17 protein-coding genes and 1 riboswitch are annotated in these 17,678 nt (G+C 66.0%); of the genes, 7 read left to right on the forward strand and 10 right to left on the reverse strand.

All coding sequences use genetic code 11. The annotated features are described in order from the left end of the window. Positions 1-374 precede the first annotated feature (374 nt). Positions 375-1,376 (forward strand): bile acid:sodium symporter family protein, encoded by a 1,002-nt coding sequence (locus tag BMY12_RS16905; protein WP_093288886.1) that lies wholly within the window; start codon positions 375-377, stop codon positions 1,374-1,376. 614 nt (positions 1,377-1,990) lie between these two features. On the opposite strand, the gene BMY12_RS16910 is transcribed toward BMY12_RS16905, so the two are convergent. After that, positions 1,991-2,989, reverse strand: a complete 999-nt coding sequence (locus BMY12_RS16910) for a YhdH/YhfP family quinone oxidoreductase (protein ID WP_093288887.1) — start codon at positions 2,987-2,989, stop codon at positions 1,991-1,993. A gap of 106 nt (positions 2,990-3,095) precedes the next feature. Here BMY12_RS16910 and pdxH point away from each other — a divergent pair, with 106 nt between their 5' ends. Further along, positions 3,096-3,716, forward strand: coding sequence for a pyridoxamine 5'-phosphate oxidase (pdxH, locus tag BMY12_RS16915; protein ID WP_093288889.1), 621 nt, complete (start codon positions 3,096-3,098; stop codon positions 3,714-3,716). On the opposite strand, the gene BMY12_RS16920 is transcribed toward pdxH, so the two are convergent. After that, a complete protein-coding gene (locus BMY12_RS16920; protein ID WP_093288891.1) occupies positions 3,668-4,846 on the reverse strand; it encodes a glycosyltransferase family protein in 1,179 nt (392 codons plus the stop codon). The two genes, pdxH and BMY12_RS16920, sit on opposite strands and share 49 nt — an antisense overlap. Before the next feature lie 147 nt (positions 4,847-4,993). Here BMY12_RS16920 and BMY12_RS16925 point away from each other — a divergent pair, with 147 nt between their 5' ends. After that, a complete protein-coding gene (locus BMY12_RS16925; RefSeq protein WP_093288892.1) occupies positions 4,994-5,722 on the forward strand; it encodes a TerC family protein in 729 nt (242 codons plus the stop codon). 1 nt (position 5,723) lies between these two features. Here the strand turns inward: BMY12_RS16925 and BMY12_RS16930 are convergent, their stop codons facing one another. The 6 genes from BMY12_RS16930 to BMY12_RS16955 are packed head-to-tail and all read right to left on the reverse strand — an operon-like array spanning position 5,724 to position 11,112. Next, positions 5,724-6,419 (reverse strand): energy-coupling factor ABC transporter ATP-binding protein, encoded by a 696-nt coding sequence (locus tag BMY12_RS16930; RefSeq protein ID WP_093288894.1) that lies wholly within the window; start codon positions 6,417-6,419, stop codon positions 5,724-5,726. Beyond that, a complete protein-coding gene (gene cbiQ / locus BMY12_RS16935; RefSeq protein WP_093288895.1) occupies positions 6,416-7,180 on the reverse strand; it encodes a cobalt ECF transporter T component CbiQ in 765 nt (254 codons plus the stop codon). Before cbiQ ends, BMY12_RS16930 begins: the two co-directional genes overlap by 4 nt. Continuing rightward, positions 7,177-7,776, reverse strand: a complete 600-nt coding sequence (cbiM, locus tag BMY12_RS16940; protein WP_093288897.1) for a cobalt transporter CbiM — start codon at positions 7,774-7,776, stop codon at positions 7,177-7,179. The genes cbiQ and cbiM overlap by 4 nt, the downstream gene beginning before the upstream one ends. Then, positions 7,776-8,261, reverse strand: a complete 486-nt coding sequence (locus BMY12_RS16945; protein WP_093288899.1) for a carboxypeptidase-like regulatory domain-containing protein — start codon at positions 8,259-8,261, stop codon at positions 7,776-7,778. The genes cbiM and BMY12_RS16945 overlap by 1 nt, the downstream gene beginning before the upstream one ends. Beyond that, positions 8,258-8,953, reverse strand: coding sequence for a DUF4198 domain-containing protein (locus BMY12_RS16950; protein ID WP_177189047.1), 696 nt, complete (start codon positions 8,951-8,953; stop codon positions 8,258-8,260). Before BMY12_RS16950 ends, BMY12_RS16945 begins: the two co-directional genes overlap by 4 nt. Positions 8,954-8,985: 32 nt before the next feature. Further along, positions 8,986-11,112 (reverse strand): TonB-dependent receptor, encoded by a 2,127-nt coding sequence (locus BMY12_RS16955; protein ID WP_177189048.1) that lies wholly within the window; start codon positions 11,110-11,112, stop codon positions 8,986-8,988. 322 nt (positions 11,113-11,434) lie between these two features. Between BMY12_RS16955 and uvrD the strand changes: the two genes are divergently transcribed. Genes uvrD through BMY12_RS16970 form a run of 4 tightly spaced genes read left to right on the forward strand, consistent with a single transcriptional unit; the run spans position 11,435 to position 14,899 of the window. Next, the gene (uvrD, locus tag BMY12_RS16960; protein WP_093288969.1) at positions 11,435-13,714 is read left to right on the forward strand and encodes a DNA helicase II; all 2,280 of its coding nucleotides are present in this window, start codon (positions 11,435-11,437) and stop codon (positions 13,712-13,714) included. A gap of 6 nt (positions 13,715-13,720) precedes the next feature. Beyond that, positions 13,721-13,873, forward strand: a complete 153-nt coding sequence (locus BMY12_RS20385) for a hypothetical protein (protein ID WP_177189049.1) — start codon at positions 13,721-13,723, stop codon at positions 13,871-13,873. Further along, positions 13,870-14,625: a M90 family metallopeptidase gene (locus BMY12_RS16965; protein ID WP_093288903.1), complete on the forward strand. Its 756-nt coding sequence runs from the start codon at positions 13,870-13,872 to the stop codon at positions 14,623-14,625. The genes BMY12_RS20385 and BMY12_RS16965 overlap by 4 nt, the downstream gene beginning before the upstream one ends. A gap of 52 nt (positions 14,626-14,677) precedes the next feature. Next, a complete protein-coding gene (locus BMY12_RS16970) occupies positions 14,678-14,899 on the forward strand; it encodes a hypothetical protein (protein WP_093288905.1) in 222 nt (73 codons plus the stop codon). 49 nt (positions 14,900-14,948) lie between these two features. Here BMY12_RS16970 and BMY12_RS16975 read toward each other — a convergent pair whose 3' ends face one another. Continuing rightward, positions 14,949-15,557, reverse strand: coding sequence for an SPOR domain-containing protein (locus BMY12_RS16975; protein ID WP_093288906.1), 609 nt, complete (start codon positions 15,555-15,557; stop codon positions 14,949-14,951). Positions 15,558-15,623: 66 nt separating this feature from the next. Next, on the reverse strand, positions 15,624-17,399 hold the full coding sequence (gene argS / locus BMY12_RS16980) for an arginine--tRNA ligase (protein WP_093288908.1): 1,776 nt from the start codon (positions 17,397-17,399) through the stop codon (positions 15,624-15,626). A 96-nt stretch (positions 17,400-17,495) separates the two neighbouring features. Next, positions 17,496-17,668, forward strand: a riboswitch (yybP-ykoY riboswitch). Positions 17,669-17,678: the final 10 nt, after the last annotated feature.

The raw sequence follows: 17,678 nt of genomic DNA on the forward strand, positions 1-17,678 counted from the left end.
CTGGCGGCGTTGCGCCTCCTCGCCATAGTCACCACTATGCCTCGTCGGCGCGCCTTGCCAGCCACGAAAAATTCTCGGCGACTTCATCAAGGAACTTCTGACTCACGACACTAGGGCAGCGCGCGCAACAGACCGTTATTCCTGGCCGAGTCTCGCGCAGCGCGGCGTTGCCCATCGTCGCCGTCGCGCCCGCTGCGCCTCCGATTCGCGCCTTGATCTGCACGAAAGGCCTGCGGCCATCACCTGAGCTTCCGTTGCACGCGCTGGACTAGAAAGCGCGCTGCAAGCCTGCGCATATTCCAACACGGCAGTTGCCAAGCGCAGCGTGCTCCCTTAGCGTGCAGCGCTCACGAAAATCCAGAACGTTGCACCGCATGCGTCTGCCCCGCATTCCCTTTCTCGACGGCTTTCTCGCCGCCATGCTGCTGGCCACCGGCACGGCCCTGGTCTATCCGCCACTGGGCGCCAGCGGTGGCTGGCTGCATCTGGAGCACGTCACCAACTTTGGCGTGGCCATCGTGTTCCTGCTCAGCGGAGCCGGCCTGTCGCGCGCCAATCTGAAGGCGGGTGCCGCCAACTGGCGTCTGCATCTGTTTGTGCAGAGCTTCACCTTCATCGTGTTTCCGCTGCTTGGCCTGCTGGCGGCGCTGGGCCTGGGCCGCTGGCTGCCGCCGGAGCTGCTGCTGGGTTTCTTCTATCTCTGCGCGCTGCCTTCGACGGTCTCGTCCTCGATCGCCATGACTTCGATGGCGCGCGGCAATGTTGCCGGCGCGATCTTCAACGCCACGCTGTCGAGCCTGATCGGCATGGTGCTCACGCCGCTGTACATCAGTCTCTGGCTGCACGCCGCCAAGCAGGGCACGCCGCTGCTGGATCAGTTCATCAAGATCGGCGAGCAGCTTCTGCTGCCGTTTCTGCTGGGCCAGCTGCTGCGGCCCTGGCTGGGCGAGTGGATCGTTCGCCACAAGCACATCACCAGCAAGGTGGATCGCGGCGTGATCTTGCTGATCGTGTTCAATTCCTTCTGCGATGCCAGCGCCGCGCAGGTGTGGACGCGCAATGGCGTGGCGCCGCTGCTGATCACCATGGCGCTGACGGGCCTGTTGCTGGCGCTGGTGCTCAAGCTCACGCATCTGGTTGCGCGGCGTTTTGCCTTCAACACGGAAGACGAGATCGCGGCAGTGTTCTGCGGCTCCAAGAAGAGTCTGGCCAGCGGCGCGCCGATGGCCGCCTTGATTTTCGCCGGCAGCGCCGGCGGCACCCTGGGCCTGATCATGTTGCCGATCATGCTCTATCACCAGCTGCAGCTGATCGTCTGCTCGGTGATCGCCAAGCGCTACGCACAACGGCCGGCGCTCGTACAACACGTTTCGTAGCTTCGTAGTTTCGTAGGGCGGGTAGCGGCGCAGCTGCGTAACCCGCCGGCTTTGCTGTTGCTTCTGGTTTGGGCTCTCGATCTGTCCTTGGTTTCGTGCGCCCTTCGGCGCCCGAGGTACTTCTCTTTGCTTGTGCAAAGAGAAGTACCCAAGAGAAAGCACACCCTACGCCTCGCATCCGTCGCCGCTGTCGCGGCGCCGGAAGCCTGCGCTGCTCGCGTGCTCGGGGCCGTTGCAGACGCGCCATCCCTGGCGCGGCTGCAACTGAGCCGAACTTCCTGTTCGGCTCTCCCACTGCGCTCGCTGCGCTGCTCGGTGCGAGGCAAAGGGGGGTAGGTCAAAAGCAAAGCACAGCGCAGCGACGCTCCGTGCTCGAAACTGCTGTTGCTGTGGCTTTTGACTTTGGGGTCCCCGTCTCTGGCGCCGGGGTGTGCTTTCTCTTGCTCACTTCTCTTTGCACAAGCAAAGAGAAGTGAGTCGTCCGCCGGAGGGCGGACGAACGAGGCAATAGATCGAGAAAAAACCTAGCAACAAACAACAAAGCCAAAGCGGCGGGTTACGGCGCTTACGCGCCTAACCAGCCCTATGATTTACGCTAGGCCAGGGCCTCGTGCTCAGGCGCCGATCTTGACCAGGATGCGGCCGGTGACGGTGCTGGCAATCAGCTCCTCGCAAACCACCGGCAGGTCCGCCAGCGAAACCTCGCGCTGCACCAGACGCTCCAGCGCACGCGGCCGCCAGTCGCTGCCGAGCTTGTTCCAGATGTCCTCGCGCCAGGCGCGCGGGCATTCCACGGAATGGATGCCCAGAATCGACACGCCGCGCAGGATGAAGGGCATCACCGTGGTGTGCAGCTCGTGGTTCTGCGCCAGACCGATGCTGCCGATGTTGCCCCAGGGCCGCACCGTGCGCGTGAGCCAGGCCAGGGTCTCGCCGCCGAGATTGTCCACGGCGCCGCCCCAGAGCGCGGTCTCCAGCGGTTTGTTGCCCATCGTCAGCGATTGGCGCGAGACGATCTCGTCGGCGCCCAGGGCGCGCAGATAGTCGTCGGCCACGCCGGCCTTGCCGGTGATCGCATGCACGGTGAAACCGGCACGCTTGAACAGATCGATGGCGATGGAGCCCACGCCGCCGGTGGGACCGGTGACGGCAATCGGACCCATCTCCGGCGCCTGATGGTTCTCCAGCATGCGGCGCAGCGCCATCGCGGCGGTGAAACCGGCGGTGCCCAGGGCCATGCATTCGCGCAGCGTCAGGCCCGCCGGCTTGCGCACCAGACTGTCGGCCGCCACGCGCGCGTATTCGGCATAACCGCCGTCGAAGACCTCGCCGATGTTGCAGCCGGTGACCAGCACCTCATCGCCGGGCTGGTAACGCGCATCCTCGCTGCGCTCGACCACGCCGGCGAAGTCGATGCCCGGCACCTTGGGATAGGACTTGAGAATGCGGCCCTTGCCGGTCACCGCCAGGGCGTCCTTGTAGTTGATGCCGCTCCACTGCACGCGCACCACGACATTGCCCGGCGACAGATCGTCCAGGCTCAGGCTTTCCAGGCGTGCTTCCAGACGGTTTTTCTCCGGCGCGTGCACGCGCAGGGCGGTAAAGCGGCTCATCTCGTCTCTCCATTGATCTTGAGCAAGGCCGCAGCGTTTCCGTCGGCGGCCAAACGGGCGACAATTGTCGCGCAGTTCCGACCTTGTGTACCGGAGAATCGCGGTCATGGCGCAGTACGAAAAGAACTCCCCGCTGGATATCGGCGATCTGCAGGCCGATCCGCTCGATCAGCTGCAAGGCTGGCTGGATGCGGCGGCGGCGATCGGCATGCAGGAACCCACCGCCATGACCCTGGCCAGCGTCGATGCGCAGGGCCGGCCTTCGGCGCGCATCGTGCTGTTCAAGGGCTTCGTCGAGGGCGGGCTGAGCTTCTACACCAATTACCAGAGCCGCAAGGGCGAAGAGCTGGCCGCCAATCCGCAGGTGGCCCTGGTGTTCTGGTGGGACAAGCTGGAGCGGCAGGTGCGCGTGGAAGGCCGTGTCAGCAAGGTCTCGCGCGAGCTGTCGGATCGTTACTTCCACTCACGCCTGCGCGGCTCGCAGATCGCCGCCGCCACTTCGCATCAGAGCCGTGTGGTGGCCTCGCGTGCCGACCTCGATCGCCGCTACGACGAAACCGCCGCGCGCATCGGCGAGAACGAGGTGCCGCTGCCGGATCATTGGGGCGGCTATCGCGTGGAGCCGGAAGCCATCGAATTCTGGCAGGGACGCGGCGCGCGCCTGCATGACCGCCTGCGCTACCGGCGCGAGGGCGATGGCTGGGTGGTGGAGCGTCTGGAACCCTGAGGCAGCGCGACGGCCACGGCCTGCGCGCGGCGCGACCTGCAGGCGGCACGACGGCGCGGGCGCAGCGCCTCGATGTCCTCCAGCAGAATCTGCACCGCCTGCGCGCGGCCGTCGCCCGGATAACGCTCGCGCGCCACGCCGCTCAAGTTGGAGCGGTACCAGTCGTAACTGCCCAGGAAGCGGTCGACATCGCTGGGCGTGAGCCGCATCAGCTCGGCGCGCTGGCCGATGCCCAGACGTTCGATCAGATGCGCGTTGAGGCGCTGCTCGAAGGCCTGCTCGGGCAGCGCCAGCAGCGGCTTGCCCAGCTCGATGGCCTCGCCGATCAGCTGATTGCCCGCCGTGCTCAGCACCGCGCGGCAGCCGGCCAGGTCGGCGACGAAGCCGGCCACGCTGGGCGCGCGGAACTCCAGGTTTTCGTCCTCACCGCGCAGGCTGGTGCCGTAGACGATCACCTTGCAGTCCAGCAGGCGCAGGGCACGATCCACCTGCGGCAGATACTGGTGATCGCCCTTGTTGAAATAGGCCAGCAGGTAATCACCTTCGCGCGGCCGCGCGCGCAGCACCTCGTCGCGCATCATCGGGCCGACGATGCGCACCTGCGGGTACGCGGGCTCGGCCTTGTAAAAGCTGGAGACCAGGATGCGTTCCGGCACGCCCATCAGCTGCCGGTAGCCCCAGGCGTCGCGCATGCCGGTGGCCCAGAGATCGGGCGGGAAATGCGGCTTGCAGTAGGCGATCACGCCGATGTGGTCGAAGCTCAGGCGCGGCAGCTTCAGCCGCTGCGCGGCGCGATGTGTCCAGGCTTCGGAATCGGAAATCACCAGCTCGATGCCGCGGCTCCTGAACTCGCGCTCCACCAGCGCCGAACCCTGGCCGCGGAACAGCAGATCGCGCATCGGCGCAAAATTGTGCGCCACGGTTTTCGGAATCGAATGCGTGCCGGCCTGGTTGTACTGATAAGCGATGCAGGGAATGCGCACCGTGGCGAAGCGCGGCGCCAGCACCTCGTAGGCGTCGCCGCCGGCAAACACCGTCACCTCGTGTTCGGCACACAGCGCCGGCAGCACCGACAGGGTGCGCATGGCATGGCCGCGCCCGTAACCCATTACGCCATAAGCGATCCGCATGGTCCTCGTCCTCTCATCTGCATTGCAGATTAGTGACGGGCGGTGATGGTCTTGTGACGCCGCGATGGCGCTGCGGTGACAGACACGCGCCGGCGGCTGTGGCTAGAATGATTCCCAGCCGCGATCTGCGGTGCTAACGCCAAACTCATGCACGCCTTGCTGGAGCCCGAACTCTGGGCCGCCTTGTTCACCCTTGCCGCGCTGGAAATCGTGCTCGGCATCGACAATGTGATTTTCCTGTCGATCATGGCCAACAAGCTGCCGGAGGCGCAGCGCGCCCGCGCCCGCAGCCTGGGCCTGATCGGCGCCTGCCTGACGCGTGTGCTGCTGCTGCTGTCCCTGGCCTGGCTGGCGCGGCTCACCCAGCCGCTGTTCCATGTCGGCGACTGGCCGGTGTCCGGCCGCGATCTGATTCTGCTCGGCGGCGGCCTGTTCCTGCTGGCCAAGAGCGCCCTGGAAATCCACAGTTCCGTGGAAGGCCATCACGAGGGCGAGGCCAGCGCCGCCGCCAAGGTGGCGGGCGCCAGCTTCGCCATGGTGATCGTGCAGATCATGATTCTGGACATCGTGTTCTCGCTGGACTCGGTGATCACCGCCGTGGGCATGACCGACCGCCTGGGCGTGATGATCGCCGCCATCGTCATCGCCATCGGCGTGATGATGTTCTTCGCCGGCCCCATCGGCGCCTTCGTCGAACGCCATCCCACCATCAAGATCCTGGCCCTGTCCTTCCTGGTGCTGATCGGTATGGCGCTGGTGGGCGAAGGCATGCACTTCCACGTGCCCAAGGGCTACATCTACTTTGCGATGGCGTTTTCCACCCTGGTGGAGATCATCAACATCCGCATGCGCGCGAAGCTGCCGCCGGCGGGCTGATTCACGCCGGCGCCAAGGGCTGCAGGCGGCCATCCTGCAGCAGCAGCTGGCGCGTGCACAGCTGTTCCAGAAAGGCATGATCGTGGTCCACCACGATCATTGCCTGCGGCAGCGCGCGCAGCACATCCAGCACCCGTTGACGCGCCTGCGCATCGAGGCCGCTGACCGGCTCGTCGAGCAGCAGCACTTGCGGCTGCATGGCGAGAATACCGGCCAGCGCCACCAGGCGCTTTTCGCCTCCCGACAGCTGGTGAATCGGGCGCTGCGCCAAGGGCAGAATCCGCAGCTGCGCCAGACTGTGCTCCACCTGCGCGCGCACCTGCGCCGCCGGCAGGCCCTGATTCAAGGGACCGAAGGCCACGTCCTCCTGTACCGTCGGACAGAACAGCTGATCGTCGCTGTCCTGAAACAGCAGCCCGATCACGCCGCGCAGCGCCTCGAAGTCTGCTTCGCTGCGGCAGAGTCTGCCGGTGATTTCGATGGCGCCACCCTGAAGCGGATGCAGGCCCATCAGCGCCTGCAGCAGCGTGGACTTGCCGCTGCCATTGGCGCCGCGCAGGCCCAGGCGCTCGCCGGGCAGCAGTTCCAGATCGAGATGCTGCAACAGCGAGCGCACGGCATTGCGGCGCAGGCTCAGTCGCGAAACCTGCAACACCGCTTGCGGCGCTGGCGGCCTCAGGTTCAGCTGCAGGTTCATGGCAACAGGCTCAGCAGCGACAGCACCAGCGCAAAGCCGGCGGCGAAATCCAGATCATGCGGCGCCGTCTGGAAGTGCAGCAACACCGGAAAGCGTCCGCGCCAGCCCCGGCAATGCATCGCCTGCTCGATGCGCAGTGCGCGGTCAGCGGCGTGCGCGATCAGGCAGCCCACCAGCATCGCCATGCTGCGCATCGTATGCAGGTCGCTGCGCAGGCGAAAGCCGCGCGCGCGCATCGCCAGCCCGAGGCGCTGCTGCGAGGCGTGCAGCACGTCGATATAGCGCAGCGCAAACATCAGGATACGCACCAGCTTTTCCGGCACGCGCAGCGCCAGCAGCGCGTGCGCCAGCGTGACCGGCTCGATGCTGGACAGCAGCCCCAGCATCAGCAACATCAGCAGATTGCCGCTCAGGGCGATGTGCGTGGCCTGCAGCAGGCCCTCGCCGCTGGCGCGCAGGCCCAGTCCCTGCCATAGCGCAGTGCCCGGGGTACTGAACGGCAAGGTCAGCACCGCCAGCAGCATGAAGGCATTGAGTGACAACAGCCGCCGCCGCAGCGCCTGCGGTCTCAAGCCCGCAGCCCAGGCCAGCACAAGGGCCATGGCGCAAGCCAGCAGCAGCGCCAGCGTGCCTGCGATCAGTACCGCCCAAAGGCTGGCGGCCAGCACGCAGAGCAGGCGCGTACGTGGATCGAGCCGCCGCAACCAGGCGCCGCCGCCCTCGGCGTCGGCCAGTGCGCTGACCAGCAGCGGCCGGTTCATGGCAGCAACTCCGGACGCACGCGCTGCAAGGCGGAGACGATCACAGCGGTGACCAGCGCCTCGACCAGCATCACCGGCAGATGTGCCAGCAGCACCAGACCCATCAGGGGCAGGTAACGATGTCCACCGCTCAGCCACAGCGCGCTGACCATCAGGATCACGCCCAGCGCCACGGCGCCAGCGCCGGCTGCAGCAGCCAGCCAGCGACTGACCCCGGGCGCACCGTGTCGCGCAGCGAGCCGGTACAAGGCGCCGCAGATCACCGCGGGCGTAGCCATCACCAGGGTATTCACTCCCAGGGCACTGAGGCCGCCGAAGCCGAACAGCAGGGCCTGCAGCAGCAGTGCCACCGCCAGCACCGGAAACGCGCCCCAGCCCAGCAGGATGCCGCATAGACCGTTGAGCACCAGGTGTACCGAGCTGATCCCCACCGGCAGATGAATCAGCGAAGCCAGAAAAAACATCGCGCAGAGCAGGCCGGCGAACGGCACGCGCGATTCCGGAACCTGGCGCAGACCCAGGCCGACGCCGGCGGCGGCCAGGGCGCCGCCAGCGAGTAGAACCGGCGCGCTCAGCACACCTTCGGCGATGTGCATCAGCGCCGCTCCGTCGCGCGCGGCCGGCGCGCGAGCCAGAACGCCACAGCTCCGAACAGGCCGGCGATGAAACCGAGGCCGCCGACGATGTCGGCCAGGGCGGTGCGCTGCTGCAGACGGGCGATGTCCTCGCGCAGCGGTGCCAGCTCCGCCCGTAGCGCGGTGGCCAGTGCGGAATCCGGCGGTGCATAGGAAAGCTGCAACTCGGCGCGATGCCCCTCCTCGCCCTCCACCACGATGCGATAGCGTCCGGCGCGCGTCAGCGGCAGCAGGAAGCGGCCGTCGCTGTCGGTGCGGACGCGCGCCACCTGCTGGGCCGCCTGATCGTAGGCATAGACCAGTTCGCTGCGCGCCGGACTGCCGTCACTGTAGTGCGCCAGGCCGCTGACGCCTTCGCCCGTCGCCTCGGCGTTCAGCCGCAGTGCGTGCGCCTGCGCGGCACTTGCGAAGGCCAGACTCAGCAGCAGCGCGACGCCGCGTTTCAAGGCAGCAGGAAATGCAGGTTGGCGCTCAGGCTCCATTCGTCCGCCTCCGCGCCCTTGTACGGCAGCTTGTGGCTGACATCCAGCGCGACCTCGCCGCCGGCGGGCAGGATCAGCTCGGCCCTGCCTTTGGCATCAGTCCCTGCCGGCGGCACTTCATCGTGGCCTTCGAGGCTGAGCTTGGCCTCGGCCAGCGGCCGACCTTCGAACAGCACCAGCACCGGCAGCCTGCCGCCGGCCTTGGGCGCCGTCGTCGCCAGCGGCACGATCTCCAGGCGCTGGCCTACCGGCTTGCTGCTTGCCGCTGACCAGCTGAGCACGGTCTTGCCGAACTTGAGCGAGCGCGAGCTTTCCAGCGCGCCCTGCACCTGGGTTTTCGGCAGATTCTGATAGCCCGCCTCGGTCTTGCTCCAGAAGCCGTTGTCGAAATCGACGATGAACATCGCGGCGCCGGCGGCGCTGACTGCCGGCGTGGCCGCGCTGCGGTCCAGCCGCGCGTCGAGCTTGCGGCCCGCAGCGTCATAGGCGAGCACCTGCTGAATCTTCGCGGCATCGTAGCTTTCCGTGCTCTTGCCGTGGCCGTAGAGAATCGCATGCGTCGTGCCGCCCGGTGCGACCCAGGCGTCGTGCGCCTGCGCGATGTTGCCGATCAGCAGCAAAGCGGCGAGTAAAGACAAGCTGTGCGTGTAGTTCATGAGCTGAATCTCCTTCAATTCTGGAAAGGCCATTACCACTGCAGCTGCAGGCCGGCGATCGCTTGCAGGCGCGGGCGCGGGGAAGTGCCGATGGCACCGCCGCCGAAATCGAACTGCACTTCGTTGAGCGGCTTGTCGTAATGCACCAGGGACAGGAACACATTGCTGCCCTGCCATTCATTGCGGCTGTAGGCCAGGCGCGCCGTGGTGCGGTTGTAGCTGCCGCTGCGCAAGGTGTTGTCGGTGGTCAGTGGCTGCGAGCCGGTGAGCGTGTCGGCCAGCGAAACATCGACGTGATGTGCGCCGATGATCAATACCGCTTCCAGACCCAGCGTCGCGGTGTACTCCGGTACATTGGGGATCTGATCCGCAGCCGGCGTGACCGGATTCTCGACGCGGGCATGCACCCGGCTGTAGTTGCCGAACAGACGCAGGGCCTTGCTCAGGTTCAGCGCCGCTTCCAGGTCGAAACCGCGGCGCCCGGTCTTCTTGAAACTCTGATAGACGCCGACGGCGTTGACGTCCGCTTCCCTGCTCTGCTTGGTGTCCCAGTAGGACAGGCGCCAGCTCAGCGAACCATCCACGGCATTGCCCTGCAGGCCCGCCTCGTAGCTGAGCAGCGGTGAGATCTTCAGGTCCGGCAGGCTGTTGCTGCCGCTCAGATTGCTGTAGTAGTCGGAGAAGGGGTAAGGGCTCTTGAGGCCGCGCGCGGCATTGGCGTACAGCTCCGCATACTGGCTGCTGTCGCTGCTCAGCAGGCTATAGGCGGCACCAAGCTTGGGACTGAACTGCGAGACGCTGGTCGAAAAATCCGCGACGCCAGCTGCGGCTGCGGCCGTGTAGGTGTCGTCCTGCGGATGCAGGTTTACCTTGAAGTCGAGCCGGTCATAGCGCAGCCCGGCGGTGAGCTTGAGCCTTTGCAGCGCCTGCAGCTGATACTGCGCGTAAAGCGCCTCGGTATCGACGTTGACCTGACGATCGACCTGCACGGTGTCGCCGCTGCCGCTGAGCGGATTGCGCGCCGCGTCGGTGGTGAAATGCTGTCCCTTGACGCGCTCACCGTCGTATTGCGCGCCGAGCGCCAGTTGCGCAGGCAGCTTGCCCAGGTCCAGCTGCAGGGTCTTGCGCAGATCGAAGCCGAACTGGTTTAGGCGATCATTCTCGCCGCCGAGATTGACGCTGGAGTTCACCGGCGTTGACAGATTGAAGTTGGTGTAGCGGTAGCGGCTGTCCTTGTTGAAGTAAGCCACGGCCATCCAGCCGCCGCTCCAGCCGGGCTGTGTGCCCTGCGAGTCATCCGAACGATAGTTGAAGACTAGGTTGTGCTGATCCTTCTTGTCGCCGATGCCTTTGGACAGCGCGTCCTTCTCGCTGATTGCGCCGCTGCGGACTTTCGCCAGGTCCAGATAACCGGGTGCCTCGGCCTCGCCTTGGTAAGACTGCACGCGCAGGGCCGCGTAGCCATCCCAGAGCGCAAACAGGTAGCGTCCGAACAGATTCAGGCGCGAGATCTCGCTTTCCTTGGTATAGCTGTCGCCCTTGGTGCCGTCAGCCGCCAGCAGCAGATTGCCGTCACCGATCTGCCTGCCCAGAACCGAGACCGCGCGGGTCTGGCCGAAGTTGTCCACGCTCAGCTTGAACAGCGGCTTGGCGGCGGTGTCGGTATACAACTGCACCGATCCGGCGATGGCGTGATTGCCGACGAAGGCCGTGAAAGGGCCGCGCACGACTTCCACACGGCTGAGCAGCTCGGGGATCAGCTGCGCCAGATCGGCGTAGCCATTGGTGTGCTGCGAGGCGGTGACGTTGAGCGGCATGCCGTCGAGAAAGAAGGCGAAGTCGCGACCGTGCCCACTGCTGAAGCCACGCGCCTTGATTTCGTAGGCGACCAGGCCCTGGCCGTACTGCATGAGGCTGATGCCGCCGATGCCACGGAAAATGTCGCCGTAGCTGGTGATGGTCTTGCGGTCGAGGTCCGCCTTACTGATGACCGTGACCGAAGCAGGCGCCGCCGCGATGTCATCGCTGATGGTGGTGCCGGCGGGCCGGTTCAGCGGCGCGATGACTTTGACCTCCGGCAAGGGCTCCTCGTCCGGCTGCGCAGCGGCTGAGAAGGGCACGGCGGTTGCGCCGCTGCCGAGCAGGCAGGCCAGCATCATCGGGGTTTGCAGTGGACGGACAACTGATCGGGCCACCGGCGCCGCGCTGCGCCGCCATGTTTGAAGCATGAACATCGGGACTCCCCTTTTGCTTTGAGGGCCGGCCGGTCGCCGGCATTTGTATGAGTAATTACAGAAACGTCATACAAAATTGATGCCGCGTCTCCAAGCCTTTGAAAGTGCGAAAGGTGGGCTTCGCCGTTGCGCAGGAAAGTGGTATCAGGCTTGCCGCTTCGGGAAGCTGACCGGCAAATTGCTTATCGGGCCGATGGAGAAAGTCGCACGATGTCGTGGTGTGCAGGCCGCGCCGGTACAATGGCGCATGCTTGATCTGCCGTCTGAACTCATCCCCCTCGTCGCCGCACTCAATCCCGCCCAGCGCGAGGCGGTGACCGCGCCGCCCGAGCACCGCCTGGTGCTCGCCGGCGCGGGTTCGGGCAAGACCCGCGTGCTCACCCACCGCGTGGCCTGGCTGATTGCCGCCGAGCAGGTCTCGCCGATGTCGATCCTGGCCGTCACCTTCACCAACAAGGCGGCGGCCGAGATGCGCGGGCGCATCGAGCAGCTCATCAACGTGCCGATCCGTGCCATGTGGGTCGGCACCTTCCACGGCATCGCGCATCGCATGCTGCGCCTGCACTGGAAGGAAAGCGGCCTGCCGCAGAACTTCCAGATTCTCGATGCCGACGATCAGGTGCGCCTGGTCAAGCGCATCCTGAAGAATCTCGATCTGCCCGACGACCAGTGGCCGCCCAAGACCGTCACCGGCTGGATCAATGCGCAGAAGGAAGAAGCGCGCCGCCCACAGCATCTGCGCGACGATGGCGACTTCACCCAGCGCCAGTTCGCGCGCATCTACACCGCCTACCAGGCGCATTGCGACAAGCAGGGCATCGTCGATTTCGCGGAGCTCCTGCTGCGCGCCTACGAGCTGACGCGCGATGTGCCGCAGATCCAGGAACACTACCGTCGCCGCTTCCGGCACGTGCTGGTGGATGAATTCCAGGACACCAACAAGCTGCAGTACGAATGGCTGCGCGTGCTCTGCGGCACGCAGGGCGTGATGTTTGCGGTCGGTGATGACGATCAGTCGGTGTACTCCTGGCGAGGCGCGCGCGTGGACAACATGCTCAAGCTCTCGCGGGATTTTCCCGGCTGCGAAATCATCCGTCTGGAGCAGAACTACCGCTCCACGGCGACGATTCTCAACGCCGCCAACGCGCTGATCGCCAAGAACCTCGGCCGGCTCGGCAAGGAGCTGTGGACCGAGGGCAGCGAGGGCGAGCCGATCCAGCTCTACGCCGCCTTCAACGAATACGACGAGGCGGAGTTCGTGGTCGGGCGCATCCAGCAGCATCTGGAAGGCCGCTGCGCCCACCGCGATATCGCGGTGCTGTATCGCATGGGCGCGCAGTCGCGCGTGCTGGAAGAAATGCTGATCCGCGCGCGCATCCCGTATCGCATCTACGGCGGCCTGCGCTTCTTCGAGCGCCAGGAAATCAAGGACGCGCTGGCCTATCTGCGCCTGCTGCACAACCGCCATGACGATGTCAGCTTCGAGCGCGCGGTGAACACGCCGGCGCGCGGCATCGGCGCCACCACGGTGGAAAAGCTGCGCCAGCTGGCGCGCGAGTCCGGGGCCTCGCTGTGGAATGCCGCCAGCCAGGGCGCGGCGGCGCTGGGGCGGTCCGCGGCCAATCTGCAGCAGTTCCTGGGCATGATCGAATCGCTGGCGGCCGAGACCAAGACCTTGTCGCTCTCCAGGGCCGCCGAGCGCGTCATCGAGCGCTCCGGCTTGCGGGAACACTATCGCAAAGAAAAGGGCGAACAGGCCGAGGCGCGTCTGGAAAACCTGGACGAGCTGATCAGCGCCGCCCGCAGCTTCGAGCCGCGCGAGGCCAGCGCCGCCGAGGAGCAGCCGGAAGTCGATCCGCTCACCGCCTTTCTCACCCACGCCGCCCTGGAGGCAGGCGAGGAGCAGGCCGGGCCGGGCCAGGACTGCGTGCAGCTGATGACCCTGCATGCGGCCAAGGGTCTGGAGTTTCCGGTGGTGTTCATGGTGGGCATGGAGAACGGCCTGTTCCCGAGCGCACGCTCCACCGAGGAAGGCAATCTCGAAGAAGAGCGCCGGCTCTGCTACGTGGGCATCACCCGCGCGCGCCGCCAGCTGTACATGAGCTATGCCGAGATGCGCCGCCTGCACGGCGTCGAGCAGATCAACATGCCCTCGATGTTCCTCAAGGAGATTCCCGCCGAGTGCATCGTCGAGACGCGGCCGCGCGCCCAGATCCTGCGCCCGGCCTATGCGCCGCGCAGCGGCGGCTTTGGTGGCGGCGGCTACGAAACGCAGGAGCGCGGCGCCCGCTACGGCGCGCGCGAGCCGGCGCCGCTGACGCGACCGCAGATCACGCCGCGCATGATGGGCAATAGCGCCGGGCCCGCCGGCTTCCGCCTGGGCCAGGAAGTGCGCCACGAAAAATTCGGCCTCGGCACCATCCTGTCCTTCGATGGTGATGGTGACCGCACGCGCGTGGAAGTGCGCTTCAAGAACGCCGGCAGCAAGTGGCTGATGCTGAGTTTTGCCAATCTGCAGCCGGCCTGAGCCGCGATGAACACCACGATCCTGCTGCTCATCCTGTTCGTGGTCGCGGTGCTGATCGGACCGTTCGCAACGCTGCGCGCGGTGGCTTACTTCCGGCAGCGACGGCTGCCGCCCTCGGTGAAACCGCAGCCGTATCGCGACGAGGACGAGGATTCGTGAGCGCCTGGTGGCGGCGCTGGTTCGGCGGCGGCGAACCATCCCCGCTGCCGGAACGCTGGACCGGGCAGCTGCGCCAGATTCCGCACAGCGCCTATGTGCCGCCCGCGCTGTGGCCGCGTTACGAAGCGCGCGTCGGGACGTTCTTGCGGCAGAAGCGCTTCATCGCCTGTGGCGGCTTGCAGCTGGAGGATTCGCAGCGCCTGGCGGTGGCGGCGCTGGCCTGTCTGCTGATCTTGCGCGAGCCGGACGGCGTCTATCCGCCGCTGCGCCGCGTGCTGCTCTACCCCGATGCCTTCCTGGTGCCGCAGACCGAGCCGGATGAATTGGGCCTGGTGGACGATGCGCCGCAGGCGCGCATCGGCGAGTCCTGGCAGCGTGATCGCGTGATTCTGTCCTGGGCCGATGTCGAAGCCGCGCTGGCCGGTGATGCCACGAACGTCGTGGCGCATGAGTTTGCGCATCAGCTCGATGATGAGACGCCCGAACTCTCCGGTGCGCCGGCCTTGCCCGAATATGCGCGCTGGGCGGAAGTGATGCAGCGCGAATACCAGCGTCTGCGCCGTCACCGCCGCCCGCCGGTGCTCGACCCTTATGGCGCCGAGAGTCCCGAGGAATTTTTCGGCGTGGTCTGCGAGGCGTTTTTCCAGCAGCCGCAGGCCTTGCTGCGCCACCACCACGAACTTTATGAACTGCTGCGCGATTACTTCCTGCTCGACCCCGCGAGCCGGCTGCTCTGGCCGGACGCCGCGTGATAACGTTGGCGCACGCTGCAGACCAATACACCAAGGAATTTAAAGGGAAGCCATGAATCTGAGCCGCATCATCGCCATCGTCCTGATCGTGCTGGGCACCACCGGCCTGATCTATCGCCAGTTCTCCTACACCAAGGAAACGCACGAGGGCCAGTTCGGCGCGCTGCAGTTTTCGGTGAAGGAAAAGGAATCGGTGGAGATTCCGGTCTGGCTCAGCGCGGCGCTGATCGCGGTGGGCGCCGGTCTGCTGGTGCTGGGTCGCAAGCCGGCCTGAGCGCAGGACGCGGGCAGAGAAGGGCGCCCTCGCGGCGCCCTTCTTACATTCAATTCAGCTTGAGCAGCTGCGCCTGGATGCCATTGGCTTCCAGCCGCGTCATGGTGGTCTGGATGCGCGGCCAGTTGCGATCCGGGCCGATGCGCACGCGGTAGAAGGTGTCGCCGCCGTCCACCGTCACGGTTTCGATGCGCGACTCCACGCCCAGCAGCGCCAGACTGGCTTTTTGCTTGTCGGCCTCATCCTTGGAGCGGAAGGCCGCCACCTGAATCACATAGGCCGAGCCGGTATTGCCGCTGTCCGGCGGATGATCGGAGCGCACAGCATCCGAAGGCAGCGCCACTTCCTGATGCTTGAGGGCATCGTAGAAAGTGAAGCGTTCCTTTTCCTTCGGTGGCAGGGCGAGAGCGCCGGGCTTGCCGGGCCTGGGCTTCTCCGCCGGCGGGGTCGGCAGCGCGGGCTTGCTGTCACCGCCGGCACTGGCCACGGTGCTGAGCAGCGGTGCTTCGGTGGGGCGCCGGATGTAGACGAAGGCCGCCACCGCCAGGCCCAGCGACAAACCCAGAATCATCCAGATCCAGCCGGGCAGACCGCCGCCGGCTTTCTTGCTGCGCGTCTGGCGACGGGCGCCGCCTTGTTGTGCGTAATCGCGTGGCATCGGTGGGTGTGAGCGTCGAAGGCGCAGCAGTCTGGCATGAAAGCCGGCGGCTTTCCTTGGCCGCGCTTACATCTTCTCCGGCGCGGACACGCCCAGAATCGCCAGGCCATTGCGCAGCACCTGGCGCGTCGCCGCCACCAGGGCCAGACGCGCGTTCTGCAGCTCGGCATCGTCGTCGAGCAGGAAGCGGTGCTGGTTGTAGTAGCTGTGCAGGGCTTCGGCCAGATCCTTGAGGAAGAACACCACGGTGTGCGGGGTGTAGGCGCCGGCGGCCTTGCGCAGCATTTCCGGATAGCGCTGCAGCAGGGTCAGCAGCGCCTTCTCGTGTTCATTGTCCAGACGATGCAGCGCGGCCTTGCCGGCCTGCGCGTCCCAGTGCCCGCCCTTCTCCTGCAGCTGCTCGAACACGCGGCAGATGCGCGCATGCGCGTACTGCACGTAGTACACCGGGTTGTCATTGCTCTGCGAACGCGCGAGATCGATGTCGAACTCCAGATGCTGATCGTGCGAGCGCGTGAGATAGAAAAAGCGCGTGGCATCGGTGCCGGCTTCGTCGATCAGGTCCTGCAGGGTCACGAAGTTGCCGCTGCGCTTGCCCATGCGTCCAGACGACAGCGTCACGAACTGGATCAGCTGCACATTGAAGGCATCCGGCTTGCCGGTCAGTGCGTCGAGCGCGGCACGCACGCGGGCGATGTAGCCGTGATGGTCGGCGCCCCAGACGTCGATGAGCATCGGCCAGCCACGGTCGAGCTTGTCGACGTGATAGGCAAGGTCATTGCAGTAATAGGTAGCGGCGCCGTCGGCCTTGATCAGCACGCGGTCCTTCTCGTCACCGAACTGCTCGGTGCGCATCCACAGCGCGCCGTCCTTCTCATAGGTGAGGCCCTTGTCGGCCAGACGCTGCAGGGCCTTGGCGACGAAGCCGGACGACACCAGCGCCGCTTCCGAGGACCACTGATCGAAGCTGACGTTGAAGTCGGCGAGCGTCTTCCGGATGGCGGCGAGCTGATCGTCCAGCGCCGCGCGCTGGATCAGCCGATAGCCTTCGCCCAGCAGCGACTTGGCGCGCTCGATCAGCGCATCGAGATAACGTTCCTGCTGTGCTTTTGCCGCATCTTTCTGCGCCTCGCTGGCGTCTTCCGGCGCGACGGCGTCCTCGGGCAGACCGGCCAGCACTTCGGCAGCGGACTTGTGAAAGGCCGCGCCATGCTGCTCGCGCAGCTTGCTCGCAGTGTGCTTGATGTAGTCGGCGGGATAACCGCGCCGCGCCACGGCCACGGCCTCGCCACCGGCCTGCAGATAACGCAGCCACACGCTCACCGCCAGCACGTCCACCTGCCGGCCGGCGTCATTGATGTAGTACTCGCGCCACACCGTCCAGCCGGTGGCAGCGAGCAGCTTGGCCAGCGAATCGCCGTAAGCAGCGCCGCGACCATGACCCACGTGCATGGGGCCGGTGGGATTGGCGGAGACGAATTCCACCATCACCCGGCCCTTGGCTCCGGAATCATCGCGGCCGTAAGCCGCGCCGGCGTCCAGCACCTGCGTGACCACGTCCTGGAACGCGGCCTGATTGAGGAAGAAGTTGATGAAGCCGGGACCGGCGATGTCCACCTTGGCCACATTCGCCGAAGCCGGCAGCGCCTTCACCAGGGCCTCGGCCACCGCACGCGGGTTCTGCCCCAGGGGCTTGGCCAGCTGCAGGGCGATGTTGGTCTGGAAGTCGCCGAACTTCTTGTCCTTGGTCGCGTCCAGGCCCACCGCCGGACGCGCAAGCTCGCGGCCGACCAGAAGCTGATCGAGGGCGGTATTGAGCAGGTCCTGCAGATGCGTCTTCATCGTCGAAAAAGGGGTCGTGATGCGGCAAAGGCGCGGATTGTAGCCGGCAGCGGCGGCCAGCGTCGTGTTCGCGCCGGTGATGCGTTATGCTGCGCGCCGTTTTGGGGAGTAGCCGCCCGGCATCGAGCCGGAGGGCGCGTCAACACACTTGATCACCCGATCATGGCGCGTCCGGCCGATTCATCAGAATCGGTACTGGTGAGACCAGGACTCGCGCAGCGCCTTGCCGGGCGCCTCTGCGCCTGTCCGGTTTCATCTGCGCCCGGCTCGTGGAGAATT

The organism is Solimonas aquatica, from assembly GCF_900111015.1.
Lineage (GTDB): Bacteria > Pseudomonadota > Gammaproteobacteria > Nevskiales > Nevskiaceae > Solimonas > Solimonas aquatica.

What these genes read in the sequence shown, in the direction of transcription:
- BMY12_RS16955 (WP_177189048.1), bottom strand. Translation starts at nt 11,112, where the DNA reads ATGATGCTGGCCTGCCTGCTCGGCAGCGGCGCAACCGCCGTGCCCTTC.
- BMY12_RS16905 (WP_093288886.1), top strand. Translation starts at nt 375, where the DNA reads ATGCGTCTGCCCCGCATTCCCTTTCTCGACGGCTTTCTCGCCGCCATG.
- BMY12_RS16910 (WP_093288887.1), bottom strand. Translation starts at nt 2,989, where the DNA reads ATGAGCCGCTTTACCGCCCTGCGCGTGCACGCGCCGGAGAAAAACCGT.
- uvrD (WP_093288969.1), top strand. Translation starts at nt 11,435, where the DNA reads ATGCTTGATCTGCCGTCTGAACTCATCCCCCTCGTCGCCGCACTCAAT.
- argS (WP_093288908.1), bottom strand. Translation starts at nt 17,399, where the DNA reads ATGAAGACGCATCTGCAGGACCTGCTCAATACCGCCCTCGATCAGCTT.
- BMY12_RS16920 (WP_093288891.1), bottom strand. Translation starts at nt 4,846, where the DNA reads ATGCGGATCGCTTATGGCGTAATGGGTTACGGGCGCGGCCATGCCATG.
- BMY12_RS16930 (WP_093288894.1), bottom strand. Translation starts at nt 6,419, where the DNA reads ATGAACCTGCAGCTGAACCTGAGGCCGCCAGCGCCGCAAGCGGTGTTG.
- BMY12_RS16950 (WP_177189047.1), bottom strand. Translation starts at nt 8,953, where the DNA reads ATGAACTACACGCACAGCTTGTCTTTACTCGCCGCTTTGCTGCTGATC.
- cbiQ (WP_093288895.1), bottom strand. Translation starts at nt 7,180, where the DNA reads ATGAACCGGCCGCTGCTGGTCAGCGCACTGGCCGACGCCGAGGGCGGC.
- pdxH (WP_093288889.1), top strand. Translation starts at nt 3,096, where the DNA reads ATGGCGCAGTACGAAAAGAACTCCCCGCTGGATATCGGCGATCTGCAG.
- cbiM (WP_093288897.1), bottom strand. Translation starts at nt 7,776, where the DNA reads ATGCACATCGCCGAAGGTGTGCTGAGCGCGCCGGTTCTACTCGCTGGC.
- BMY12_RS16925 (WP_093288892.1), top strand. Translation starts at nt 4,994, where the DNA reads ATGCACGCCTTGCTGGAGCCCGAACTCTGGGCCGCCTTGTTCACCCTT.
- BMY12_RS20385 (WP_177189049.1), top strand. Translation starts at nt 13,721, where the DNA reads ATGAACACCACGATCCTGCTGCTCATCCTGTTCGTGGTCGCGGTGCTG.
- BMY12_RS16970 (WP_093288905.1), top strand. Translation starts at nt 14,678, where the DNA reads ATGAATCTGAGCCGCATCATCGCCATCGTCCTGATCGTGCTGGGCACC.
- BMY12_RS16975 (WP_093288906.1), bottom strand. Translation starts at nt 15,557, where the DNA reads ATGCCACGCGATTACGCACAACAAGGCGGCGCCCGTCGCCAGACGCGC.